The sequence below is a fragment of the Streptomyces sp. NPDC030809 genome, from assembly GCF_055572195.1.
This window is the reverse complement of record NZ_JBVIDV010000003.1, coordinates 225,015-248,291: the sequence shown is the minus strand read 5'-3', so window position 1 is coordinate 248,291 and position 23,277 is coordinate 225,015. Positions and strand designations below refer to the sequence as shown.

The 23,277-nt window shown below is 73.0% G+C and carries 21 protein-coding genes and 1 tRNA gene; 9 read left to right on the top strand and 13 right to left on the bottom strand.

The features are described 5' to 3' along the window. Window positions 1–15: 15 nt before the first annotated feature. From pknB to ACZ407_RS05805, 6 genes are all read right to left on the bottom strand, one after another. On the bottom strand, window positions 16–2,031 hold the full coding sequence (gene pknB, locus ACZ407_RS05830) for a Stk1 family PASTA domain-containing Ser/Thr kinase (protein ID WP_468125805.1): 2,016 nt from the start codon (window positions 2,029–2,031) through the stop codon (window positions 16–18). Between the two features lie 165 nt (window positions 2,032–2,196). Then, window positions 2,197–3,654 carry a peptidoglycan D,D-transpeptidase FtsI family protein gene (locus ACZ407_RS05825; protein ID WP_468125803.1) on the bottom strand — a complete coding sequence of 486 codons (1,458 nt, stop codon included), beginning with the start codon at window positions 3,652–3,654 and terminating at the stop codon, window positions 2,197–2,199. Further along, a complete protein-coding gene (locus tag ACZ407_RS05820; RefSeq protein WP_468125801.1) occupies window positions 3,651–5,075 on the bottom strand; it encodes an FtsW/RodA/SpoVE family cell cycle protein in 1,425 nt (474 codons plus the stop codon). Before ACZ407_RS05820 ends, ACZ407_RS05825 begins: the two co-directional genes overlap by 4 nt. Before the next feature lie 46 nt (window positions 5,076–5,121). Next, window positions 5,122–6,600, bottom strand: a complete 1,479-nt coding sequence (locus tag ACZ407_RS05815) for a PP2C family protein-serine/threonine phosphatase (RefSeq protein ID WP_468125799.1) — start codon at window positions 6,598–6,600, stop codon at window positions 5,122–5,124. Between the two features lie 135 nt (window positions 6,601–6,735). Further along, on the bottom strand, window positions 6,736–7,236 hold the full coding sequence (locus ACZ407_RS05810) for an FHA domain-containing protein FhaB/FipA (RefSeq protein WP_468125798.1): 501 nt from the start codon (window positions 7,234–7,236) through the stop codon (window positions 6,736–6,738). 10 nt (window positions 7,237–7,246) lie between these two features. Beyond that, window positions 7,247–8,056, bottom strand: coding sequence for an FhaA domain-containing protein (locus ACZ407_RS05805; protein WP_468125796.1), 810 nt, complete (start codon window positions 8,054–8,056; stop codon window positions 7,247–7,249). Window positions 8,057–8,372: 316 nt separating this feature from the next. Here ACZ407_RS05805 and ACZ407_RS05800 point away from each other — a divergent pair. The 6 genes from ACZ407_RS05800 to ACZ407_RS05775 all read left to right on the top strand — a co-directional run bounded on the left by ACZ407_RS05800 (window position 8,373) and on the right by ACZ407_RS05775 (window position 14,059). Beyond that, window positions 8,373–8,455: transfer RNA gene (locus tag ACZ407_RS05800), tRNA-Leu, on the top strand. Between the two features lie 195 nt (window positions 8,456–8,650). Beyond that, on the top strand, window positions 8,651–10,348 hold the full coding sequence (locus ACZ407_RS05795) for a sensor histidine kinase (RefSeq protein WP_468125794.1): 1,698 nt from the start codon (window positions 8,651–8,653) through the stop codon (window positions 10,346–10,348). Window positions 10,349–10,356: 8 nt separating this feature from the next. Beyond that, complete coding sequence (locus ACZ407_RS05790; RefSeq protein ID WP_468125793.1) at window positions 10,357–11,025, top strand: response regulator transcription factor; 669 nt, start codon at window positions 10,357–10,359, stop codon at window positions 11,023–11,025. Window positions 11,026–11,270: 245 nt separating this feature from the next. Continuing rightward, window positions 11,271–12,659 (top strand): DUF2252 domain-containing protein, encoded by a 1,389-nt coding sequence (locus ACZ407_RS05785; RefSeq protein ID WP_468125791.1) that lies wholly within the window; start codon window positions 11,271–11,273, stop codon window positions 12,657–12,659. Window positions 12,660–12,822: 163 nt separating this feature from the next. Further along, window positions 12,823–13,608: a J domain-containing protein gene (locus ACZ407_RS05780; RefSeq protein WP_468125789.1), complete on the top strand. Its 786-nt coding sequence runs from the start codon at window positions 12,823–12,825 to the stop codon at window positions 13,606–13,608. A gap of 106 nt (window positions 13,609–13,714) precedes the next feature. Next, window positions 13,715–14,059, top strand: a complete 345-nt coding sequence (locus tag ACZ407_RS05775) for a rhodanese-like domain-containing protein (RefSeq protein ID WP_468125787.1) — start codon at window positions 13,715–13,717, stop codon at window positions 14,057–14,059. 176 nt (window positions 14,060–14,235) lie between these two features. Here the strand turns inward: ACZ407_RS05775 and ACZ407_RS05770 are convergent, their stop codons facing one another. The 6 genes from ACZ407_RS05770 to paaA form a co-directional block, all read right to left on the bottom strand. Next, window positions 14,236–15,369, bottom strand: a complete 1,134-nt coding sequence (locus ACZ407_RS05770) for an acyl-CoA dehydrogenase family protein (protein ID WP_468126063.1) — start codon at window positions 15,367–15,369, stop codon at window positions 14,236–14,238. 160 nt (window positions 15,370–15,529) lie between these two features. After that, window positions 15,530–16,612 (bottom strand): 1,2-phenylacetyl-CoA epoxidase subunit PaaE, encoded by a 1,083-nt coding sequence (paaE, locus tag ACZ407_RS05765; protein WP_468125785.1) that lies wholly within the window; start codon window positions 16,610–16,612, stop codon window positions 15,530–15,532. Then, window positions 16,613–17,107, bottom strand: a complete 495-nt coding sequence (gene paaD / locus ACZ407_RS05760) for a 1,2-phenylacetyl-CoA epoxidase subunit PaaD (RefSeq protein WP_468125784.1) — start codon at window positions 17,105–17,107, stop codon at window positions 16,613–16,615. Continuing rightward, window positions 17,101–17,829, bottom strand: a complete 729-nt coding sequence (gene paaC, locus ACZ407_RS05755) for a 1,2-phenylacetyl-CoA epoxidase subunit PaaC (protein ID WP_468125782.1) — start codon at window positions 17,827–17,829, stop codon at window positions 17,101–17,103. The genes paaD and paaC overlap by 7 nt, the downstream gene beginning before the upstream one ends. After that, window positions 17,826–18,113 carry a 1,2-phenylacetyl-CoA epoxidase subunit PaaB gene (gene paaB / locus ACZ407_RS05750; RefSeq protein ID WP_468125781.1) on the bottom strand — a complete coding sequence of 96 codons (288 nt, stop codon included), beginning with the start codon at window positions 18,111–18,113 and terminating at the stop codon, window positions 17,826–17,828. Before paaB ends, paaC begins: the two co-directional genes overlap by 4 nt. Next, complete coding sequence (paaA, locus tag ACZ407_RS05745) at window positions 18,110–19,081, bottom strand: 1,2-phenylacetyl-CoA epoxidase subunit PaaA (RefSeq protein ID WP_468125779.1); 972 nt, start codon at window positions 19,079–19,081, stop codon at window positions 18,110–18,112. Before paaA ends, paaB begins: the two co-directional genes overlap by 4 nt. Before the next feature lie 144 nt (window positions 19,082–19,225). On the opposite strand from paaA, the gene ACZ407_RS05740 reads away from it, so the two are divergent. Both ACZ407_RS05740 and ACZ407_RS05735 read left to right on the top strand, forming a co-directional pair. After that, window positions 19,226–19,918, top strand: coding sequence for a DUF5819 family protein (locus ACZ407_RS05740; protein WP_468125777.1), 693 nt, complete (start codon window positions 19,226–19,228; stop codon window positions 19,916–19,918). Beyond that, a complete protein-coding gene (locus ACZ407_RS05735; RefSeq protein WP_468125775.1) occupies window positions 19,915–21,369 on the top strand; it encodes an HTTM domain-containing protein in 1,455 nt (484 codons plus the stop codon). The genes ACZ407_RS05740 and ACZ407_RS05735 overlap by 4 nt, the downstream gene beginning before the upstream one ends. Here the strand turns inward: ACZ407_RS05735 and dhaK are convergent. Next, the gene (dhaK, locus tag ACZ407_RS05730) at window positions 21,287–22,285 is read right to left on the bottom strand and encodes a dihydroxyacetone kinase subunit DhaK (protein WP_468125774.1); all 999 of its coding nucleotides are present in this window, start codon (window positions 22,283–22,285) and stop codon (window positions 21,287–21,289) included. The two genes, ACZ407_RS05735 and dhaK, sit on opposite strands and share 83 nt — an antisense overlap. A gap of 181 nt (window positions 22,286–22,466) precedes the next feature. Here dhaK and ACZ407_RS05725 point away from each other — a divergent pair, with 181 nt between their 5' ends. Next, window positions 22,467–23,276 (top strand): TrmH family RNA methyltransferase, encoded by an 810-nt coding sequence (locus ACZ407_RS05725; RefSeq protein ID WP_468125772.1) that lies wholly within the window; start codon window positions 22,467–22,469, stop codon window positions 23,274–23,276. Window position 23,277 lies beyond the last annotated feature (1 nt).

Genomic DNA, 23,277 nt, shown 5'->3' with positions numbered 1-23,277 from the left:
CGTTGTCCGGTCGGATCAGTTGCCGCGGAGGCCGCCGAGGAAGCCGCCGCCCTGCTGGCCGCCCTGGTCGCCCTGGCCCGCGGTGGTGACCACGTTGACGACCGTGCCGGGGTCCACCTCGTTGCCGGGGAGCGGGTCCGAGGCCGCGATGATCGCGTTCTCGTCCTGCGGGCCGGAGAGGACGGAGCCGAAGGTCAGGTTCTTCCGCTGGAGGATCTGGCGGGCCTCGGCGACCGTCTTGCCCGCGAGGTTCGGCACCTTGACCTTGGAGGCCGCCTTCGCCGTCTTGATGTTGACGGTGGAGTCCTTGGCCACCTCGACGTTCGGCGCGAGGCTCTGCTCGACGACCGTGCCGGGCGTGGCGCTGGACTCGATCTCCGTGACGCTGCCGAGCTTGAGGCCTTCGTCCTCCAGGGCCTTCCTGGCGTCGTCCACGGTCTTGCCGGTGAGGTCCGGGACGGTGGACTTCTCCGCCTCCTTGGCGACCCACAGGGTGACCGTGGAGCCCTTCTGGACGGAGGAGCTGCCCTTCGGGGTCTGGCGCAGGACGGTGCCGGGGGTCCGGTCGGACTCCTCGTTCTTGCGCTCGACCGCGAAGCCCTTGTCCTTCAGGGTCTTCTCGGCCTCGTCGAAGGAGACGTTGATGACGTCGGGGACGAGGACCTTCGGTGCGCCGGCGGAGACGACCACGTTGATGGTGTCGCCCTTGGAGACGTCGGTGCCGGCCGTGGGGTCCTGGCTGCAGACGCTGCCCTTGGGCTGGTCGTCGCAGGGCTCGTCCTTCGACTTGACGACCTTGAGGCCGACGTTGTCGCCGTTCTTGACGGCCTGGTCGAAGGTGGTGCCGACGAGGTTCGGGGCCGCGAAGGTGTTGCTGCCGGTCTTGCTGGTCAGTGCGCTCCCGATGAGGATCGCGCCGATCAGGACGAGGATGGCGGCGGCGGCGAGCAGCACGGTGGAGGCGCGGCTCTTCTTCTGGCGGCGGCCGGCGCGGCCGCCGTCGTCGTAGCCGTGCGGCGGGTAGCCGCCGTCGGCGCCGGGGGGCATGGGCGGCATCATCGAGGTCTGGCCGGGGTCGGCGGTGCGCAGCGCCGTGGTGGGCTGGTCGTAGCCGGGGTGGCCGTGGGCCTGGTCGGGGTAGCCGTAGCCGCCGTAGCCGGGGGCGCCCATGGCCGCGGTGGCGGCGACGGGCTGGCCGTCGAGGCACGCTTCGATGTCGGCGCGCATTTCGTCGGCCGACTGGTAGCGGTAGTCGGGGTCCTTGACCAGGGCCTTGAGGACGATGGCGTCCATCTCGGGCGTGATCTCGGGGTCGAAGTTGCTCGGCGGCTGGGGTTCTTCCCGTACGTGCTGGTAGGCGACGGCGACGGGGGAGTCGCCGACGAACGGGGGCCGGACGGTGAGCAGCTCGTAGAGGAGGCAGCCGGTGGAGTACAGGTCGGAGCGGGCGTCGACCTGTTCGCCCTTGGCCTGCTCGGGGGAGAGGTACTGGGCGGTGCCGATGACGGCGGCGGTCTGGGTCATGGTCATGCCGGAGTCGCCCATGGCGCGGGCGATGCCGAAGTCCATGACCTTGACCTGGCCGGTGCGCGTCAGCATGACGTTGGCGGGCTTGATGTCGCGGTGGACGATGCCGGCGCGGTGCGAGTACTCGAGGGCCTGGAGGATGCCGATGGTCATTTCCAGGGTGCGCTCGGGCAGCAGTCTGCGGCCGGAGTGCAGGAGTTCGCGGAGCGTGGAGCCGTCGACGTACTCCATCACGATGTACGGGATGGAGATGTTGTCGACGTAGTCCTCGCCGGTGTCGTAGACGGCGACGATCGCCGGGTGGTTCAGCGAGGCGGCCGACTGGGCCTCGCGGCGGAACCGGGCCTGGAAGGACGGATCGCGGGCGAGGTCCGCCCGGAGGGTCTTCACGGCGACGGTGCGGCCGAGCCGGGTGTCGTGCGCGAGATAGACCTCGGCCATGCCACCACGGCCGAGCACCGAGCCCAGCTCGTACCGGCCGCCGAGGCGACGCGGCTCTTCCATAACGTTCCAGCCCTCTCCGTCAGTCCCGACCGCACCCGTGTGTGGTCCGGCGGTGTGCTGTTCGCGCAAAAGGCTACCGGCCGCGGCTGTGTCTGCCGTCCGTGACCGCAGGCTGATACCGGACCGGTACCCGTTGCCGCCGGTGGCCCGGCGGCGTGAGTTGCGTCACCCCTGTGCCTTGAGGACCGCCTGCATGACGTCCTTGGCGATGGGGGCGGCGAGGCCGCCGCCGCTGATGTCCTCGCGGGTGGCGTCGCTGTCCTCGATGACGACGGCGACGGCGACGGCGCCCTTGTCGGTCTTGGCGTACGAGATGAACCAGGCGTAGGGGCGCTTCTTGTTCTTCTCGCCGTGCTGGGCGGTGCCGGTCTTGCCGCCGACGGTGGCGCTGGGGATCCGCGCCCGCTCGCCGGTGCCGTTCTCGACGACGTTGACCATCATGTCCTGGAGCTTCTGCGCGTTCTCGGGGGAGAGCGGGCGGCTCATCTCCTCGGGCTCGGTGCGCTCGATGACGTCCAGGTTGGGGGCGGTGAGCTGGTCGACCATGTAGGGCTTCATCAGCTTGCCGTCGTTGGCGACGGCGGCGGCGACCATGGCCATCTGGAGGGGGGTGGCGGCGGTGTTGAACTGGCCGATGGCGGACTGGGCGTTGCCGTCGCGGCTCATGGTCTTGTCGTAGACGCTGGCGAAGGCGCGGACCGGGGTGTCGATCTCGGGGTCGTTGAAGCCGAACTTCTCGGCGGTCTCGACCATCTTGTCGCGGCCCACCTTGTCGCCCATGTTGGCGAAGACGCTGTTGCAGGACACCTCGAGCGCCTTGTTCAGGCTGGCGCCCTTGCAGCCGCCGTGCTGGTTGATCAGCTGGGTGCGGGTGCCGGGGAGGATGTACGGCTCGGGGGTGTCGGTGGGGGCGTCGACGTCGGTGACGACGCCGTGTTCGAGGGCTGCGGCGGCGGTGACCACCTTGAAGGTGGAGCCGGGCGGGTAGGTCTCGCGCAGGGCGCGGTTGACGAGTTCCTTGTTCTTGCTGTCCTTGAGTGCGACCCAGGCCTTTTCGTCGGTCTTGGAGTTGCCGGCGAAGGAGGAGGGGTCGTACGAGGGGGCGCTGGCGAGGGCGAGGATGGCGCCGGTGCGGGGGTCGAGGGCGACGACGGCGCCCTTGTTGCTGCCGAGGCCCTTGAAGGCGGCCTTCTGGGCGGCGGGCATGAGGGTGGTGACGACGTTGCCGCCCTGGCGCTTCTCGCCGGTGAACATGCCGATGGTGCGGTCGAAGAAGAGCCGGTCGTCGTTGCCGGTGAGGATCTTGTCTTCGAGCTTTTCGAGCTGGGTGGAGCCGAAGGCCTGGGAGGCGAACCCGGTGACGGGGGCCCACATGGGGCCGTCGATGTAGGTGCGCTTGTACTTGTAGTCGCTGCCGTCGGTGACGGTGGAGCCGGTGATGGGCTTCCCGTTGGCGATGATGTTGCCCCGCTCCTGGGCGTACTGGGCGATGGCGACCCGGCGGTTCTCCTTGCGGGTGCTCAGTTCCTCGGCCTGGACGTACTGGAGCCAGTTGGTGCGGACGAGCAGGGCGAGGATGAGCAGTCCGCAGAAGATCGCGATGCGGCGCAGCGGCTTGTTCATGAGGGTCGGACCACCTGGGTCATTTCGGCGTCGGGGGACGGGGCGGGGGCCGGTGCGGGTCGGCGCGCGGTGTCGCTGATGCGGATGAGGATGCCGATGAGGGCCCAGTTGGCGATGACCGAGGATCCGCCGGAGGCGAGGAAGGGCATGGTCATGCCGGTGAGGGGGATGAGGCCCATGACTCCGCCGGCGACGACGAAGATCTGGATGGCGAAGGCGCCGGAGAGGCCGATGGCGAAGAGCTTGCCGAACGGGTCGCGGGCGGCGAGGGCGGTGCGGGCGCCGCGTTCGATGATCAGGCCGTAGAGCAGGAGGAAGGCCATGACTCCGGCGAGTCCGAGTTCTTCGCCGACGGTGGAGAAGATGAAGTCGGAGTTGGCGGCGAAGAGGATGAGGTCGGAGTGGCCCTGGCCGAGGCCGGTGCCGAGGACGCCGCCGGAGCCGAAGGACATGAGGGACTGGCCGACCTGCTCGCAGGCGCCGGAGGTGGTGTAGCAGGCGAAGGGGTCGAGCCAGGCGTTGACGCGGGCTTCGACGTGGCCGGAGAAGCCGGCGACGACGACGGCGCCGGCGACGGACATCAGGAGGCCGATGACGATCCAGCTGGTCCGCTCGGTGGCGACGTACAGCATGATCACGAACATGCCGAAGAAGAGCAGCGAGGTGCCGAGGTCGTTCTCGAAGATGAGGATGAGCAGGCTCATCGCCCAGATCATGAGGATGGGGCCGAGGTCGCGGCCGCGGGGCAGGTAGAGGCCCATGAAGCGGCGGCTGGCGAGGGCGAGGGCGTCGCGCTTGACCATGAGGTAGCCGGCGAAGAAGACCGCGATGACGATCTTGGCGAATTCGCCGGGCTGGATGGAGAAGCCGGCGACGCTGATCCAGATCTTGGCGCCGAAGACGTCGGCGCCGAGGCCGGGGACGACGGGGAGGATCAGCAGGACCAGCGCCGCGGCCATGGAGATGTACGTGAAGCGCTGGAGGGTGCGGTGGTCCTTGAGGAGGAGCAGGACGCCGACGAAGAGGGCGATGCCGACCGCGGTGTAGAAGAGCTGGTTGGGCGCCGAGGGGGAGAAGGCGCCGAACTGCCGCTTGGCGAGGTTCTGGAGCCGTTCGGACTGGTCGAGTCGCCAGATGAGGACGAGGCCGAGTCCGTTGAGGAGGGTGGCCAGCGGCAGCAGCAGCGGGTCGGCGTACTTGGCGTACCGGCGTACGACGAGGTGGCCGATGCCTGCGAGCAGGCCGAGGCCGAGTCCGTAGGCGAGCATGCCAGGGGGCAGCTTGCCGTGGACGGCGAGGCCCACGTTGGCGTAGGCGAAGATCGGGATGACCACGGCGAACGCGAGCAGCAGGAGCTCGGTGTTGCGCCGGCTCGGCAGCTCGATGGCGCCGATGGTGGTCGTGTTGGTGACAACGCTCATGGTGTGGCAGGCCCCCTGCGCCCGCTTGCCGCTTGAGTTGCGGCTCCTACTGCTTCCCGCACAGTCCGACCAGCTTCTGCTCTTCTGGCGTGAGGCTGGGGCCGGGTGTGGGCGTCGGGTTCTTCCGGGTGGCCGTGCCGCCGTCGGGGGCGGGCTTGGCGGTCTCCTCCGCCTTGCGGCGCTGCTCGTCCTTCTTGCAGGCGGAGGCCTGGACGGCCAGTTCGTCGATCTTCTTCTCGGCGCCTTCGCGGCTGCCCCCGCTGATGGTCTCCTTGAGGAGCTTCTGCTGGAACGGCGGGAGGTACTTGAGTTCGATCTCGGGGTGGTCCTGGTCGACCTTCGACAGCTTGATCCATGCCAGGTCCTGGCTGATCCCGCGGAAGAGGGCGACGTGCTGCTCCTGGACGCCGACGTAGTACTGGGTCTGGGTCCAGCGCCAGCCGCCGTAGAGGCCGCCGCCGATCACTCCGGCGGCGACGAGGAGGATGAGGGACCTCTTGAGCCACTTCCGCCCTTTGCGGGGGGCGAACTCGTCCTCGGTGTCGTCGAAGTCGTCGTAGCCCTCGTGGTCGCCGAAGCTGCCGTACGGGCCTTCGGGTGCGGCGCCGTATCCGGGGGTCTCGCCGCTTCCGGGCGGACCGAAGCCGGCGGCCGGGGGGGCGGGGTGGCGGCGGCCGAGCCCGGAGGCGCGGCCGGCGGGGGTCTGCATGGCGCCGCCGTCGAACAGCTGGTGCTGGTTCTCGGCGACCGCGCCGACGACCACGGGGGTGTCGGTGAACTGGCCGGCGAGGGTGTCCACGCTGCCGTTGTCGAGGACGTCGGCGACGATGCAGGTGATGTTGTCGGGGCCGCCGCCGCGCAGGGCGAGCTGGATGAGCGCCTGGACGGTCTCGTGCGGGCCGTGGTAGCCGGCCAGGGTCTCTTCGAGGGTCTGGTGGGAGACCACGCCGGAGAGGCCGTCGGAGCAGATGAGGTAGCGGTCGCCGGCGCGGACCTCGCGGATGGAGAGGTCGGGTTCGACGTGGTCCCCGCTGCCGAGGGCGCGCATGAGGAGGGAGCGCTGGGGGTGGGTGGTGGCTTCCTCTTCGGTGATCCGGCCTTCGTCGACGAGCCGCTGGACCCAGGTGTGGTCCTGGGTGATCTGGGTGAGGACGCCGTCGCGCAGCAGGTAGGCGCGGGAGTCGCCGACGTGGACGAGGCCGAGGCGCTGGCCGGTCCACAGGAGGGCGGTGAGCGTGGTGCCCATGCCTTCGAGCTGGGGGTCCTCCTCGACCATGACGCGCAGCTGGTCGTTGGCGCGCTGGACGGCGCTGCCGAGGGAGGTGAGGAGGTCGGAGCCCGGGACGTCGTCGTCGAGCTGCACGAGGGTGGAGATCACCTCGGAGCTGGCGACCTCGCCGGCCGCCTGGCCGCCCATGCCGTCGGCGATGGCGAGGAGGCGGGGTCCGGCGTAACCGGAATCTTCGTTCCCCTCGCGGATCATGCCCTTGTGCGAACCGGCGGCGAACCGCAGGGACAGACTCATGTGCACCTGCCCAGTCGACAAGCCTTCCGGGTACAGCCGGTCTCGAGCCACACTGCCCACCCTCCGGTCGGGAGCGCGCTCGGGTCCGCTGTGGGGACCGCCGCGGCTCGCTCGCTCCGCTCGCTCATTCTCGTACTACTTCCGCAGCTCGATGACGGTCTTGCCGATGCGGATCGGGGCGCCCAGCGGAATGGGTGTCGCGACGGTCAGCCGGGCCCGGTCGAGGTAGGTGCCGTTGGTCGACCCGAGGTCCTCGACGATCCAGTTGCCGTCCCGGTCGGGGTAGATCCTGGCATGGCGGCTGGAGGCGTAGTCGTCGTCCAGCACGATGGTCGAGTCGTGGGCCCGGCCCAGGGTGATGGTCTGCCCCTGGAGGGCGACCGTGGTGCCGGTGAGGGTGCCTTCGGAGACGACCAGCTTGGTGGGTGCGCCGCGGCGCTGGCGCTGCTGCGGGGGCGCGGTCTGGCGGCCTCCCTGCGGCTGCGTGCGGGTGTCCGCCCCGCCGCGGCGTGAACCGCGCTGGGTCACCCGCGTGCCGAACAGGTCACTCCTGATGACCTGTACGGCCACGATGACGAACAGCCACAGAACGGCCAGGAAACCCAGCCGCATGACCGTCAGGGTCAGCTCTGACATTGCCCCCGCTTCACCCTTCGGCTTGCCGGTAAATGATGGTCGTGCTGCCCACGACGATCCGCGAGCCGTCGCGGAGCGTAGCGCGGGTGGTGTGCTGCCCGTCCACCACGATGCCGTTGGTGGACCCGAGATCCTGGATCGTCGAGGGCGTTCCGGTCCGGATCTCACAGTGCCGGCGGGATACGCCGGGGTCGTCGATCCGCACGTCGGCTTCGGTGCTGCGTCCGAGCACCAGCGTCGGGCGGGAGATCTGGTGGCGGGTGCCGTTGATCTCGATCCAGCGGCGGAGGCGGTCGCCGCCTCCGGGTGCGGGGGCCGGTCCGCCGTGCCCGGGGCGCCGCTGGGGTCCGCCGGGGGGCGGGCCTGCGGGCATCGGGGGGGCGGCGACGGGCGGGTAGCCGTATCCGCCGGGGCCCGGCTGGGGGTCCGGCTGCGGCTGGGAGGTGGAGGAGGCCAGGGTGCGGCTGCGGACGCGGTACAGGCCGGTGTCGAGGTCGTCGGCCTTCTCCAGGTGGACCTTGATGGGCCCCATGAAGGTGTAGCGCTGCTGCTTGGCGTAGTCGCGGACGAGGCCGGCGAGCTCGTCGCCGAGCTGTCCGGAGTACGGGCTGAGCCGCTCGTAGTCCCCGGCGCTGAGTTCCACGATGAAGTCGTTGGGGACGACGGTGCGCTCGCGGTTCCAGATGGTCGCGTTGTTGTCGCACTCGCGCTGGAGGGCGCCGGCGATCTCGACGGGCTGGACCTCGGACTTGAACACCTTGGCGAAGGTGCCGTTCACCAAGCCTTCAAGTCGCTGTTCGAACCTCTTCAGGACTCCCATGGGGCACCTCCTCCGTCGTTGTCGCCCTGTACTGCTTACTGATCGTATCCACGCGTGGGGAAATCGGCTGGTTCCCCTTATCTGTCCAGCAGACGAGTGTTGCCCCTCACAAGGGATCGTAGAGGCGGCCCCGGACCAGTGTCCCGCACCTGGCGGTGACAGCGGGAGGGGAGGGGCGAACCCCCGGTGCGTGCCCTTCCGGGGGGCGGTGCGGGGGGCTGCGGGAAAGCGATTCGGTTGCACCCCGTCCGACGTGCTAATGTTCCGGTGTCGCCAGGGGAACGGCCCGAAAGGGAAGGCCCCCAGGTAGCTACTCGGGCGAGTGGCGGAACGGCAGACGCGCTGGCTTCAGGTGCCAGTGTCCTTCGGGACGTGGGGGTTCAAATCCCCCCTCGCCCACAGCGGAAGCCCCGCGGATCACAGATCCGCGGGGCTTCTTGTGTTGTGTCGTGCGGTGCGTACGGGTTTGCCGGTGCGGGTCGGGCGGGGGCCGGACGGGGTCCGGGTGTGGGGGCCGTCACTCTGCGACTTTCGTCGGGCGGGGCGCGACGAAAGAGAGCGGACGGCGGTGGATCGGGTGCCTAGGGTCGGGGCGTGGACGTGAAGGCAGAGCTGGGCCGGGGCTGGAACTGGCTGAAGGGGCCCGATGCGTGGTCCCGGCGCCGGATCGCGGGCGAGGCCGTGCTCGCGGGGACGCTGGCGCTGATGGCGGCCGGGGTGGCCGATCTGGCGCAGGACGCCGCCTGGAAGGTGGCGGTCAGCGGGGTGGGTGCGGCGCTGCTGTCGCTGCTGCGGCGCCGGCTGCCGGCGGGGGTGCTGGTCGCGTCGTGTGCGCTGGGCGGCTGGCTGCCGGGGATGGCGCCGGTGACGATCCTTGCGGGCTGGACGGCCGGGCGGCGGATCGTGGGCGTGGTGCGGGCGCTGTTCGCGTTCACGCTGGGGTTCGTGCTCAGCATCGGGGTGGGGCTGCTGGTGGACGGGCAGCAGCTGCGGCCGCTCCAGATGGTCTTCTTCGCGACGCTGCTGTACCTGGCGACGACCGTGTTCCCGGGTCTGGCCAGCCGGTACTGGAACCAGCGGCGGACCCTGCTGCACGCGATGCAGGACCGCAACGCGCAGCTGCTGCGCGAGCGGGAGATGGTGGCGGGGCAGGCGCGGCTGCGGGAGCGGCAGCGGATCGCGCAGGACATGCACGACAGCCTGGGGCACCAGCTGGCGCTGATCGCGGTGCACACGGGGGCGCTGGAGGTCGATCCGGCGCTGACCGACCGTCAGCGGGAGGCGGTGGGGGTGCTGCGGCAGGCCTCGGTGTCGGCGATGCACGAGCTGCGGGAGGTCGTGGGCATCCTGCGGGACGGGGTGGAGGCGCCTGCGGAGGCGGAGGACACGGGGCCGGTGGCGCGCGGGGTGGCCGGCATCGCGGGGGTGGTGGAGGCTGCGCGGGCGGCGGGGACGGACGTGCGGCTGACACGGACGGGTGCGGAGCGGCCGCTGGCTCCGGCGTGCGACCACGCGGCGTACCGGATCGTGCAGGAGGCGCTGACGAACGCGTACAAGCATGCGCCGGGGGCGCCGATCGCGGTGGAGCTGCGGTACGAGGACGACTCGCTGGTGGTGGAGATCGCGAACGGGCCGGCCGCCGGGCCGGGTGCGGGCGAGGTGGTCAGCGGCGGGCAGGGGCTGACGGGGCTGCGGGAGCGGGCCCGGCTGGTCGGCGGGATGGTGCACGCGGGGGCGGCGGCGGACGGCGGGTTCCGGGTGGCGGGGGTGCTGCCGTACGGGGCGGAGCCGGCGGGTCCGGCGGTGGCGCCGGTGGATGCGGCGGACGATTTCGGGCAGCAGGCGCAGCCGGTGGGGCTGCGGGGCGGGGGGCCGGTGGACTGGTCCGCCGTGGACCGGGAGCTGGCCGGGCAGGTGGGCCGGAGCCGGCTGCGGGGGGTGGCGCTGGGCTGCGCGATCGCGGCGGCGGCGCTGGTGCTGCTGGTGATCGCGGCGGGGGTGCTGCTGTTCATGGTGATGGGCGCGGCGCAGAAGGCGACGGTGGGGGAGGAGACGTACGAGGAGCAGAAGGTGGGCACCTCGGAGGAGGTGGTGCGGGGGCGGCTGCCGGAGGGCAGCGATCTCGTGACCGCCGGGCTGGAGGAGGGTGGTCCGGCGCGGCCGGCGGGGGCGGAGTGCCTGTTCCTGCTGGACGAGGCGTATGCGTCGGACATGCGGACGGACCGGGTTTTCCGCTTCTGTTTCAAGGACGGCAAGCTGGTCGAGAAGTCGGCGTACGAGGTGGACAGGTAGGAGCGGGCGTGGCGAGCGGTGTGGTCAGGGTGGTCATTGCCGATGACGAGCCCCTCATCCGTGCGGGGATCCGGATGATCCTGACCTCGGATCCGGGGGTGGAGGTGGTTGCGGAGGCGCCCGACGGGCGTGCGGCGGTGGAGCTCGCGCGGGCGCACGCGCCGGACGTGGTGCTCCTGGACATCCAGATGCCGGTGATGGACGGGCTGACGGCGCTGGCGGAGCTGCGGCGGGCGGCGCCGGGGACGCGGGCGCTGATCCTGACCACGTTCGGGGAGAAGGAGAACGTGCTGCGGGCGCTGGCGGAGGGCGGTGCGGGTTTCCTGCTGAAGGATTCGGCGCCGGCGGAGCTGATCGGTGCGGTGCGGGCGGCGGCGGCCGGGGACGCGTACCTGTCTCCGGCGGCGACCCGGCACGTGGTGGACCAGCTGGCTTCGGGGGCGGGGCGGGTGGCCGGCGGGCGGGCGGAGGAGGCCCGGCGGCGGGTGGCGGAGCTGAGCGAGCGGGAGCGGGGGGTGCTGGTGCTGCTGGGCGAGGGGCTGTCGAACGCGGATGCCGGGCGGCGGCTGCACATGAGCGAGGCGACGGTGAAGACGTACGTGAGCCGGATCCTGGCGAAGCTGGGGTGCGAGAACCGGGTGCAGGCGGCGCTGCTGGCGCGGGACGCGGGGCTGTAGGGCGGGTCGTGGGGGTCGGGCGCCGGGGATTGCGGGCGTCGGTTCCGGTCTTCGGGACGGGGGCGTCGGGGTGCGGTCGTCGGGTTTCGGCCGTGGGCCGGGGTGCGGGGCGGCGGCCGGGGGCCGGGCCCGGAGCTTCCGTGCGGGGGCCTCGGTGGGTACGGTCGTGCGCTGTTGATCTGTTGATCTGTTGGTCTGCCGATCCGTACGCGGGTACGGGCGGGTGACGAGGGCGGGGTCTGACGATGGGTGAGCGCATACCTGGGGTGGCCGGTTTCGCACCGCGTACGGCGCAGGGCGATGCGCGCGCCGAGGGCCGGGCCCTGCGGACCCGGGTGCCGCGGAAGGCGCACGCGGAGCTGGGGCCGGTTCCCGGGCGGCCGGACGCGGTCCGTGCGGTCGAGGAGTCGAACGCGGGCCGGGTGGCGGAGCTGGCCCCGATCCGGGTGGGGCGGATGGCCGCGAACCCGTTCGCCTTCCTGCGGGGTGCGGCCGGGCTGATGGCGCACGATCTGACGGGCACTCCGGTGACCGGGATCGGCACCCAGTTGTGCGGGGACGCGCACGCGGCGAACTTCGGGCTGTACGGGGATGCGCGCGGCCGGCTGGTGATCGACCTCAACGACTTCGACGAGACCGTGTACGGGCCGTGGGAGTGGGACGTGAAGCGGCTGGCGGCCTCGCTGGTGCTGGCCGGACGGGTGGCGGGCGCCTCCGAGGAGGTGTGCCGGACGGCGGCGCAGGACGCGGCCGGCGCGTACCGGCGGACGATGCGGCTGCTGGCGAAGCTGCCGGTGCTGGACGCGTGGAACGCGATCGCGGACGAGGAGCTGGTCTCGCACACCGATGCGCGGGATCTGGTGGGGCTGCTGGAGCGGGTGTCGGCGAAGGCGCGGAACAACACGAGCGCGCGGTTCGCGGCGAAGTCGACCGAGGCGGGGCCGGACGGCGGCCGCCGGTTCGTGGACGCGCTGCCGGTGCTGCGGCGGGTGGGGGATGCGGAGGCGGCGGCGGTGGCCGCGTCGCTGGGCCCGTACCTGGAGACGCTGCCGGGGGACCGGCTGCCGCTGCTGGCCCGGTACGCCGTGCACGACGTGGCGTTCCGGGTGGTGGGGACGGGCAGTGTGGGCACGCGCTCGTACGTGGTGCTGCTGCTGGACCACCGGGGGGAGGCGCTGGTGCTCCAGGTGAAGGAGGCGCGGCCGTCGGTGCTGCTGCCGCATCTGGCGGCGGTGGGCTTCGGCGGGGCGGCGGCGGAGCACGAGGGGCAGCGGGTGGTGGCCGGGCAGAAGCGGATGCAGGTGGTGTCGGACATCCTGCTCGGCTGGACGACGGTGCAGGGGCGGCCGTTCCAGGTGCGGCAGTTCCGCAACCGCAAGGGGAGCGTGGACCCGGCGGCGCTGGCCCCGGACCAGCTGGACGACTACGCGCGCATGACGGGCGCGCTGCTGGCGCGGGCGCATGCGCACAGTGCCGATCCGCGGCTGATCGCGGGCTACTGCGGCAAGAACGAGGAGCTGGACGAGGCGGTGGCCGGCTTCGCGGTGGCGTACGCGGACGTGACGGAGGCCGATCACGCGGATCTGGTGGCGGCGGTCCGCGCGGGCCGGGTGGCGGCGGAGGAGGGGGTCTGACCTCGGCTGCTGCGGCGGCGGGGGGCTGACCTCGGCGGCAGCCCGGAGGGCGTCCGACCTCGGCTGCTGCGGGGCCGGCTGCATGATCGGCTGCGGGGCCTGCTGCGGACGGGGCGGGTCCGCCGGATGCCGGGCCGGGCGGGGCAGGCCCTAGGCTGGTCGGGTGAGTGATGACGAGCAGCCCGAGGCGCGGCTGGGGCGGGCCGTGCGTGCGGCCGAGCAGGCGCTGATCGAGTTCGAGATCGCGGTGGAGACCTTCCGGGTGGAGGTCGAGAACTTCTCCCGGCTGCACCACCAGAAGCTGGGCCCGATGTACACGCGGCTGGACGAGCTGGACGCGCTGATCGCGGAGGCGCGGGCGGCCCGTACCGGGGATCCGGAGGATCTGCGGCGGGCGGCGGAGGCCCGGTCCCTGGTGATGCCGATGCCGGGGGTGGACGAGCTGTTCCACGGCTGGCTCGGCTCGGACGGGATCTCGGACGATGCCGGGGCGATGCTCACCGAGCAGTCGGTGCGGCCGCCGGAGCGGGTGCGGCCTTCGGAGGAGGCCCGCCGGCTGTACCGGGAGCTGGTCCGGCAGGCGCATCCGGACCTGGCCCGGGACGAGGCGGAGCGGCAGCGCCGGGACGCCTTCCTGGTGCGGGTGAACGCCGCGTACGGCCGGGGCAGCGAGGCGGAGCTGCTGGCGCTCGGCGAGGAGTGGGCGGCGGGTCCGGAGCCGGAGGAGGCGCGGCTGACGGAGGCCGAGGAGCTGTACGCCCGGCTGGAGTGGCTGGCGCGCCGCAAGGAGCTGCTGGCGCTGGTGGCCGCGGAGCTGGAGCAGAGTGCGATCGGTGCGATGCTGAAGATGGCGCCGGACGATCCGGACCGGCTGCTGGAGGAGATCGCCGAGCAGCTGCTGGCGCAGGTCGCGGAGCGGGAGAGCGAGCTGGCGGGGCTGGTCTCGTAGTCCGGTGGGGCGGGGCGGACGGGTCGGATAGGTTCGGGGCAGTCCGAGCCCTTCACCGGGCCTGTTACGGGGCCCGTTGCGAGGGCCCTTTACGAGAGAAGGCGTTATGAACTTCGGTCCGCTCCCTTCGGTGGACGCCGCCGCCGTGCCCGCCGACGGCTTCGTGCTGGACGTCCGGGAGGACGACGAATGGGCGGCGGGTCACGTCGAGGGCGCGCTGCACCTGCCGATGAGCGGTTTCGTGGCGCGTTTCGGCGAGCTGACGGAGGCCGTCGAGGACGGCCGCCGGGTGCACGTGATGTGCCGGGTCGGCGGCCGGTCCGCGCAGGTGACGCAGTACCTGCTGCAGAACGGGATCGACGCCGTGAACATCGACGGCGGGATGCAGGCGTGGGAGGCGGCCGGCCGTCCGATGGTGGCGGACGGCGGCAGCCCGGCCTTCGTGCTGTAGCCGCACCCGGCCTTCGGGCCGTGGCCGTACCCGGCCTTCGGGCCGTGGCCGTACCCGGCCTTCGGGCCGTGGCCGTACCCGGCCTTCGGGCCGTGGCCGTACCGGGCCACCGTGCCGTGGCCGTGGCCGTGGCCGTGGGCGTGGTGGGTGGTGCCGGCCGGGCCGGCCGGTGCCGCTCAGGCCAGGGGGTGGGCGGCCAGGAGGTCGCCGAGGGCCTCTTCGTGGGCGGCGGCCGGCCCGAGTGAGAGCTCCAGCTGCTTGGCCCAGGCGTGGTAGCGGTGCAGGGCGTAGTCGGTGTCCGCGCCGAAGCCGCCGTGCAGGTGCTGGGCGGTCTGCACCACGCGGCGGACCCCTTCGGAGGCCCAGATCTTGGCCACGGCCACGTCCCCGGCGGCGGGGAGCGGGCCGCCGGCTCCGCTGTCGAGCCGCCAGGCGGCCTGCCAGAGGGTGACCTCCATGGCCCGCAGGTCGATGTAGCGGTCGGCGGCCTGGACGGCGACGGCCTGGAAGGTGGCGACGGGGAAGCCGAACTGCTCGCGCTTGGCCGTGTACGCGGAGGTCATCGCGAGGACCTGTTCGCCGAGGCCGAGGGCGAGGGCGCAGGTTCCGGTGGTGAGGGTCTGGCGCAGCCGTTCCCAGGCGCCGTCGGCGTCGATGACCCGGCCGGCGGGGACGCGTACGGAGTCGAGGGCCAGTTCGGCGAGGAGTTCCCCGCTGGTGGAGTACTGGCGGGCCGCGCCCAGTCCGGGGGTGCCCGGTGCGACGAGGGCGATGACGGGTGCTCCGGCCGGGGTGTGGGCGGGTACGGCGATCAGGTCGGCGGTGTGGCCCCACGGGACGGCGGTCTGGAGTCCGTCGAGGACCCAGTGGGTGCCCTCGGGGCGGGCGGTGACGGCGAGTTCGGCGGGGTCGTGGCCGGTGCGGCCGGAGGCGGCGGCGGTGAGGACGAGTTCTCCGCGGGCGGCGCGGGGCAGGAGTTCGGCGGCGAGGGCGGGGCTGCCGTGCGTCTGGACGGCCAGGGCGGTCGCGCAGTGTTCGAGCAGGGGGACGCGGGCGAGGACCCGGGCGGATTCGCGTAGCAGCAGGCAGAGGGCGACGGTGTCGAGGCCGGCGCCGCCGTGTCCGGTGGCGGTGGTGAGGCCGAGCAGGTCGGAGGCGGCCAGGGTGGCCCACAGGGGGCGGTCGAAGTCGTCGGCGACGGCGCCGGGGGACAGGGCGGGGCTGGAGACCCGGTCGGGGGCGACGTCGGCGAACACGGCCCTGGCCGCCTCGACGGCGGCCTGCTGCTCCTCGGTGAAGGTGAAGTCCACTGCCTGTCCTCCCGCGTGCACCGGAACCGGCTTGATCTGACGGTCCGTCAAGATAGAACAGGTTCTGGAAAAAGCACAGGCCCGGCGCAGCCCTCGGACGGGACTGCACCGGGCCTGTGCCTGGCCTCCGCCTGGCCTGCGCCGCGGTCAGCGGCAGCGGTCAGCGGTCGAAGTCGATCTCCACCTCGTCCGTCAGCGGGTGCGACTGGCAGGCCAGTACGAATCCGGCCTCCGTCTCCTCGTCCTCCAGGGCGAAGTTGCGGTCCATGCGGACCTCGCCGGAGACCACGAAGGCCCGGCAGGTGCCGCAGACCCCGCCCTTGCACGCGTATGGGGCGTCCGCCCGGTTGCGCAGCACCGCGTCGAGCAGGGACTCCCCGGCCTGGACGGGCCAGCTGCCGGAGCGGCCGTCGAGCTTGGCGGTGACCCGGCTGTGGGCCGGGGCCGCGGCGCCCGCGGCCGGGGCCGGCGCCGCCTCGTCCGCCACGTGGAAGATCTCCTCGTGGATCCGGGCGCGGTCCACGCCCAGGCCCTGCAGGGCCCGCTCGGCGCCCTGCACCAGCCCGTACGGCCCGCACAGGAACCAGCCCGCGACGGACTCCACGGGCAGCAGTGCGGGCAGCAGCCCGGTCAGCCGCTCCTCGTCGAGGCGCCCGGACGGCAGGCCCGCCTCCTGCTCCTCCCGCGAGAGCACGGTCACCAGCTGGAAGCGGTCCGGGTAGCGGTCCTTGAGGTCGGCCACCTCGTCCAGGAACATCACCGAGGCCGCCGTGCGGTCGGCGCGGACCAGGCAGAACCGGGCCTCGGGCTCGGCGGCCAGCAGGGTCGCGGCGATCGACAGCACCGGGGTGATCCCGCTGCCGCCGACGATCGCGGCGAAGTGCCCGGGCCGCGGTTCGAGGACGAACCGGCCGGCCGGGACCATCACGTCGAGCTCGTCCCCGGCGCAGATCTCCTTGTGCGCGTACGTGGAGAACGCGCCGCCCTCGACCATGCGGACGCCCACGCGCAGGGCGGCCGGCCCCGCCGCCCCGGGGGCGGCCGAGCAGATCGAGTACGTACGCCGGACCTCGGTGCCCTCCGGGCTCCGGCGGCGCAGGGTCAGGTGCTGGCCGGCGGCGTGCCGGTACTCCTCGCGCAGCTCCGGCGGCACCTCCAGGGTGAGGGCGACCGAGTCCTCGGTGAGCCGGTCGACGGCCGCCACCTTCAGCTGGTGGAACGCGCCGTGGCGGGCCGCAGCCATCTACAACTCCTTGAAGTGGTCGAACGGTTCGCGGCAGGAGGCACAGCGCCGCAGGGCCTTGCAGGCGGTGGAGGAGAAGCGGCTCAGCAGCTCGGTGTCGGTGGAGCCGCAGTGCGGGCAGCGCACCGACAGCATGACCGGCACCGGCCCCTCCGCCGTGTGCGGCCGCGGCGGGGCGATCCCGAACTCGGCGAGCTTGCGCCGCCCTTCCGCGGTGATGTCGTCGGTGGACCAGGCCGGGGCCAGGACGGTGCGCACCGAGACCTCGGGTATGCCGTGGTCGTGGAGGACCCGCTCGATGTCGGCCGACATGGCCTCGATCGCCGGGCAGCCGGTGTAGGTGGGGGTGAGGTCCACCTCGGCGCGGCCGGGGCCGAGCATCCGGACCCCGCGGACCACGCCCAGCTCCGCCAGGGTGAGGACGGGCAGCTCGGGGTCGGGGACCGACCCGGCGAGCGCGGCCAGTTCCTCTTCGAGGCGGGTGGCGGTCACCACGACGCCCCCGGGTGGCTGCGGTGCAGGTGCTGCATTTCGGCGAGCATCCGGCCGAAGGGCTCGGTGTGCAGGCCCTGGCGGCCGGCGCCCGCGGCCCAGGCGCCGGTGCGCGGCCCCTCGGGGAGGGTCAGCCCGGCCTGCTCGACGGTGGCGGTGACGGCGGCCAGCCAGCGGGCGTCCAGGTCCTTCAGGGCCGCCTCGTCGAGGCCGAGGCCTTCGACGGGGAGGAACATCTCGCCGGTGAACTTCCACAGGGCCGCGAGTGCGGCCTGCATCCGCCGGCGGCTCTCCTCGGTGCCGTCGCCCAGCCGCAGGGTCCACTGCTCGGCGTGGTCGCGGTGGTAGGCGGTCTCCTTGACGGCCTTGGCGGCCAGCGGGGCGAACGGGCCGGATCCGGCGGCCAGCTCCCCGTACAGCAGCTGCTGGTAGACGGAGAAGTACAGCTGGCGGGCGATGGTGTGGGCGAAGTCGCCGTTGGGCTGTTCGACCAGCTGGAGGTTGCGGAACTCGCGCTCCTCCCGGAGGAAGGCGAGCTCGTCCTCGTCGCCGGCGAGGGAGAGCAGCACGCGGGCCTGGCCGAGCAGGTCGAGTGCGATGTTGGCGAGGGCCACTTCCTCTTCGAGGACGGGGGCGTGGCCCGCCCATTCGCCGAGGCGCTGGGCGAGCACCAGGGCGTCGTCGCCGAGGGCGAGGGCCGCCGTCTTGTCCACGGTGGTGGTCACAGGTGCCGCACTCCCTCGGGGATCTCGTAGAAGGTGGGGTGCCGGTAGGGCTTGTCGGCGGACGGGGCGAAGAAGGGGTCCCGCTCGTCGGGGGAGGAGGCGGTCACCGCGGCGGAGGGCACCACCCAGATGGACACGCCCTCGTTGCGCCGGGTGTAGAGGTCGCGCGCGTTGCGCAGGGCCATCTCGGCGTCCGGGGCGTGCAGGCTGCCCGCGTGCGTGTGCGAGAGTCCGCGCCGCGAGCGGACGAACACCTCCCAGAGCGGCCATTCCGTCGTGCTCATGCCTTCACCCCTCCGTGCTTGCGGGCGTACTCCGCCGCCGCATCCCTTACCCAGGCGCCCTCTTCGTGGGCCCTGCGGCGCTGCCCGATCCGCTGCTCGTTGCAGGGGCCGTTGCCCTTGAGGACCTCCCAGAACTCGGTCCAGTCGATGGCGCCGAAGTCGTGGTGGCCCCGCTCCTCGTTCCACTTGAGGTCCGGGTCCGGGAGGGTCAGGCCGAGGGCCTCGGCCTGCGGTACCGCGATGTCGACGAACCGCTGGCGGAGTTCGTCGTTGGAGTGGCGCTTGATGCGCCAGGCCATGGACTGGGCCGAGTGGGCCGACTCGTCGTCCGGCGGGCCGAACATCATCAGCGAGGGCCACCACCAGCGGTTCACGGCGTCCTGGGCCATGGCGTGCTGGGCCTCGGTGCCCTGGGAGAGGGCGAGGAGCAGCTCGTACCCCTGGCGCTGGTGGAAGGACTCCTCCTTGCAGATCCGGACCATGGCGCGGGCGTACGGGCCGTACGAGCAGCGGCACAGGGGGACCTGGTTGGTGATCGCCGCGCCGTCCACGAGCCAGCCGATGGCGCCGACGTCGGCCCACGTCAGGGTGGGGTAGTTGAAGATCGAGGAGTACTTCTGCTTGCCCGCGTGCAGCTTGTCGAGGAGTTCGTCGCGGCTGGTGCCGAGGGTTTCGGCGGCGCTGTACAGGTACAGCCCGTGGCCCGCCTCGTCCTGGACCTTGGCCATGAGGATCGCCTTGCGCCGCAGCGAGGGCGCGCGGGTGATCCAGTTGGCCTCGGGCTGCATCCCGATGATTTCGGAGTGCGCGTGCTGGGCCATCTGGCGGACCAGGGAGGCGCGGTACTCCGCGGGCATCCAGTCCCGCGGCTCCACGCGCTCGTCGGCCGCCACGGCCGCGTCGAACGCGGCGACGAGCGCCGGGTCCGGCGCCTGCCCTGCCGCCGCGTCCTGGGTCAATGCCACCATGCCGGCCCCCTGCCGATGTCCTGCGCTGTCGTGACCAGTGCCTACCGACCGATCGTTCGGTCCATGCTCTTCAATGGTGAGACGGCGGCCCGTAGGGTGTCAACCTCTGTGGATGCCTTGTGGACGGCCGAGGAGCGGGGCGGGATGGATTCGAACGAGCACGAGGCCCCGGGCGGGCCCGCTCCCGGGGCGGTGCCGCCGCCCCGCGCACCCGGCATCGCCGGCCTGTCCCGGCCGTACCGGACCGCCGCCGCCCTGGCCCTCGCGGCCGCCGCCGTGGCCGCCTGCTGGCACCTCGGGCTGGTGTTCCTGCACGTGGCCCCGTCGAACACGCTGACCAAGCGGCACGCGCAGACGGTGGACGACTGGATCTACCCGGAGTTCGAGCAGAACTGGAAGCTGTTCGCCCCGAACCCGCTCCAGCAGAACATCGCCGTCGAGGTCCGCGCCCAGATCCGCGGCCGGGACGGCAACCGGGTCACCACCCCCTGGCGGAACCTGTCCGCCGACGACGGCGCGGCCATCCGCCACAACCTGCTGCCCAGCCACGTCCAGCAGAACGAGCTCCGCCGCGCCTGGGACTTCTACACCGGCTCGCACGACGACAAGGACCGGGCCACCGGGGACCGCGGCGCCTTCTCCGAGGAGTACCTGCGCCGGATCGCGGCCCGGCGGATGGCCGAGCGGTACGGCGGCGGGGGCATGGAGGTCCTGCGGGTGCAGGTCCGCTCCGCCACCACCAACGTCGCCGCCCCCTCGTGGAGCGACGAGAAGACCGACACCCGGACCTACCGCCGGCAGCTGCCCTGGTGGACCGTGACGGAGGCCGACCGATGACCATCCGCCCCGAGACCGCCGGGACCGCCGGGACCGCCGGGACCGCCGCAGACGCGTCCGGCGCCGCCGCTGCCCGGCCCGCACCCGCCGGTGCCGCCCCCGCCGGACCCCCGCGCGGGCCCGCCCGTACCGCCGCCGCCGTGCGCGCCGCCCTCGCCCGGGCCGCCGGGCGGGTCACCGGGCAGGCGCTCGGCCCGTACCAGAGCGCCGTCATACGCATCGGCTTCGCCGGGACCTGGCTGCTCTTCCTGCTCCGGGAGTTCCCGCACCGCCACGAGCTGTACGGCCCCGACGGCCCCTGGAGCTGGGAGCTCGCCGAGCGGCTGGTCGCCTCCAACAACGCCTTCACCGTGCTGCTGTGGGGCCGCAGCGGGCTGTGGTTCGAGCTGGTCTACCTGCTGGCGGTGCTCGCGGCGGCCCTGACGGTCCTCGGCTGGCGCACCCGGGCCACCTCCGTGTTCTTCATGATCGGCGTGCTGTCCCTGCAGAACCGGTCCGTCTTCATGGGCGACGGCGGGGACAACGTCATCCACCTCATGGCGGTCTACCTGGTCCTGACCCGCTGCGCCCAGGTCTGGTCCCTGGACGCCCGGCGGGCCGCCCGCCGGGCCCCCGGGGCGCCGCCGGAGCGGGACCTCGCCGGGCCGCTGCTGTGGGCCGTACTGGGCGCCGTGCTGGTCGTGACCGCCCAGAAGGGGGCCACCAGCAGCGCCCTGGTCATGGTCTTCGCCGCCCTGTGGACGGGGCACGCGCTGTGGTGGGCCGCCGGGCGCACCGATCCGCGCGGGGAGGCCCGCGCGCTGTTCGACGTGATCGGCAACGTGGTGCACAACGCCGCGATGTTCGTGATCATGGCGGAGGTCTGCCTGATCTACGCGACGGCCGGCTGGTACAAGATCCAGGGCTCGCGCTGGCAGGACGGCACGGCGCTGTACTACCCGCTGAACCTCGACTACTTCTCGCCGTGGCCGGCCCTCTCCGGGCTGCTCGGCGGCAGCGGGGTGCTGGTCATGCTGCTGTCGTACGGCACGGTCGCGGTCCAGGTGGCCTTCCCGTTCACGCTGTTCAACCGGCGGGTCAAGAACGTCCTGCTCGCCGTGATGATGCTGGAGCACGCGGGCATCGCGGTCGTCCTCGGCCTGCCGTTCTTCTCCCTGGCCATGATCGCCGCGGACGCGGTCTTCCTGCCGACCGCCTTCCTGGTCTGGCTGGGGGCCCGCGCGGGTGCGCTCGGCGTCCGGCTGCGGCCGGTACGGAGCTCCCCGCGCGGTGACACGGGCCCGGGGGCGGACGCGGACGGGGATGCCGGCGGGGCCGGGGAAGCGGCCGCGGCCGTGGATGCGGATGCCGGCGGGGCCGGCCGGGGCGTCAGCGCCCCCAGCGCAGGGCCGGGGTGTCCACCGGGGCGTCCCACAGGCGCAGAAGTTCCTCGTCGGCGCGGCACAGGCTGAAGCTGCAGCCCGCCATGTCGAGGCTGGTGACGTAGGTGCCGACGAGGCTGCGGGCCACCGGGACGCCGCGTTCGGCGAGCACCGTGCCGGCCTCCGCGCGCATCACGTACAGCTCGATGGGCGGGGTCGCCCCCATGCCGTTGACCAGGAGGACGACCGGGTCGCCGGAGCAGTCGGGGAGGTCGGCGAGGATCGCGTCGAGCATCAGGCGGGCGGTGTCGGCGGCGGGCAGCAGGCGGCGGCGCTCGCGGCCGGGCTCGCCGTGGATGCCGATGCCGAGCTCCATCTCGTCGGGGCCGAGGTCGAAGTGGGGGCTGCCCTTGGCGGGGGTGGTGCAGGAGGACAGCGCCACCCCGTAGCTGCGGGAGCGTTCGTTGACCTTGCGGGCGACGGCGGCCACCGCGTCCAGGGGGGCGCCCTCCTCGGCCAGGGCGCCCGCGATCTTCTCGACGAACAGGGTGGCGCCGGTGCCGCGGCGTCCGGGGCCGCCCTCGGCGGCGGAGACGGCCACGTCGTCGTCGATGACGACACGGGCGACGCGCAGGCCCGCCTCCTCGCAGTCCTCGGCGGCCATCGTGAAGTTGAGGACGTCGCCGGTGTAGTTCTTGACGAGGTGCAGCACCCCGGCGCCGGCGTCGACCGCGGCGGTGGCCTTGGCGATGGCGTCCGGCACGGGCGAGGTGAACACGGGCCCGCAGACGGCCGCGTCGAGCATGCCGGGGCCGACGAACCCGGCGTGCAGCGGCTCGTGGCCGCTGCCGCCGCCGGAGAGCAGCGCGACCTTGCCGGGGACGGGACCGGAGGCGCGGGTGACGATGCCCTCCTCGGGGGCCGCCTTCAGGGCGGGGTGGGCCGCGGCCAGGCCGCGCAGGGCGTCGGCGACCACGGTCTCCGGGGAGTTGACGAGCTTCTTCACGATCCGCCTCCGTCGCGTCGGGCGTTTCTGTGGGCCGTGCGGTGTCACGGTTGCCGTACCGAGCGTAGTGAGGGGGCGGGGCGGGGGCCGCGCGGGCGGGACCGCCCGCGCCGCGCGCGTCCCGCCGCGCCCCCCGCCCCACCTGGCCCGACGGCGCCCCCGCGGCTCGTAGGGTGGGGGGATGAGCGAGCAGCACGGCGGGGCGCAGCGGCACGGTGGCGGGGAGGCGGTCGCGCAGGCCGTGCTGGACTGGCGGCTGACCGCCGAGGGCGGGGCGGTGCTGCTGGACGGTTTCCACGCGCTGAAGCACGCGCTGCGCTTCGGCGCGGACGTGCGGATCGGGATCTGCGACGACCGGGCGGCCCTGCTGCGGCTGGCCGAGGGGCTGGCGCCGGACGTCGGCCCGGCGGCGGCGGAGCTGGTGCGCGAGGTGCCCGCGCTGGTGCTGCACGAGCTGCTGCTGAAGGTGCACCCGACGGGTGTGGCGGCGCTGGCCGCCCGCCGGGACCGGGAGGCGAACCTGGCCGAGCTGGCCCGGACCCCGCGGCCCGCGCCGGTGGTGCTGCTCGACAACCCGCGGCACCTGGGCAACGTGGGCGCGGTGGTGCGGCTGGCCGCCGGGTTCGGGGCGACGGGGGTGGTGACCACCGGCGATCTCGATCCGTGGCACCCGAACGTGGTCCGGGCGGGCGCCGGGCTGCACTACGCCACGGCGGTGGAGCGGCTGCCGCTGGCGGAGCTGCCGCCGGGCCCGCTGTTCGCGCTGGACCCGGAGGGGGAGAGCATCCGCTCCTTCACCCTGCCCGACGACGCGGTGCTCGCCTTCGGCTCGGAGCGGCACGGGATTTCACCGGAGCTGCGGGAGCGGGCCGACCACCTGGTGTCCCTGCCGATGCGCCCGCAGGTCTCCAGCTACAACCTGGCCACGAGCGTGGCCATGGCCCTCTTCCACTGGGGAGGTCCGGCGGACCTGCCGCCGGACCCCTCCTGAC

Coding starts and splice junctions, on each gene's coding strand:
- ACZ407_RS05785 (WP_468125791.1), top strand. CDS start 11,271: ATGGGTGAGCGCATACCTGGGGTGGCCGGTTTCGCACCGCGTACGGCG.
- paaA (WP_468125779.1), bottom strand. CDS start 19,081: ATGGTGGCATTGACCCAGGACGCGGCGGCAGGGCAGGCGCCGGACCCG.
- ACZ407_RS05735 (WP_468125775.1), top strand. CDS start 19,915: ATGACCATCCGCCCCGAGACCGCCGGGACCGCCGGGACCGCCGGGACC.
- ACZ407_RS05725 (WP_468125772.1), top strand. CDS start 22,467: ATGAGCGAGCAGCACGGCGGGGCGCAGCGGCACGGTGGCGGGGAGGCG.
- ACZ407_RS05825 (WP_468125803.1), bottom strand. CDS start 3,654: ATGAACAAGCCGCTGCGCCGCATCGCGATCTTCTGCGGACTGCTCATC.
- ACZ407_RS05815 (WP_468125799.1), bottom strand. CDS start 6,600: ATGAGTCTGTCCCTGCGGTTCGCCGCCGGTTCGCACAAGGGCATGATC.
- ACZ407_RS05805 (WP_468125796.1), bottom strand. CDS start 8,056: ATGGGAGTCCTGAAGAGGTTCGAACAGCGACTTGAAGGCTTGGTGAAC.
- pknB (WP_468125805.1), bottom strand. CDS start 2,031: ATGGAAGAGCCGCGTCGCCTCGGCGGCCGGTACGAGCTGGGCTCGGTG.
- paaE (WP_468125785.1), bottom strand. CDS start 16,612: ATGGCTGCGGCCCGCCACGGCGCGTTCCACCAGCTGAAGGTGGCGGCC.
- ACZ407_RS05820 (WP_468125801.1), bottom strand. CDS start 5,075: ATGAGCGTTGTCACCAACACGACCACCATCGGCGCCATCGAGCTGCCG.
- paaB (WP_468125781.1), bottom strand. CDS start 18,113: ATGAGCACGACGGAATGGCCGCTCTGGGAGGTGTTCGTCCGCTCGCGG.
- ACZ407_RS05775 (WP_468125787.1), top strand. CDS start 13,715: ATGAACTTCGGTCCGCTCCCTTCGGTGGACGCCGCCGCCGTGCCCGCC.
- ACZ407_RS05740 (WP_468125777.1), top strand. CDS start 19,226: ATGGATTCGAACGAGCACGAGGCCCCGGGCGGGCCCGCTCCCGGGGCG.
- ACZ407_RS05810 (WP_468125798.1), bottom strand. CDS start 7,236: ATGTCAGAGCTGACCCTGACGGTCATGCGGCTGGGTTTCCTGGCCGTT.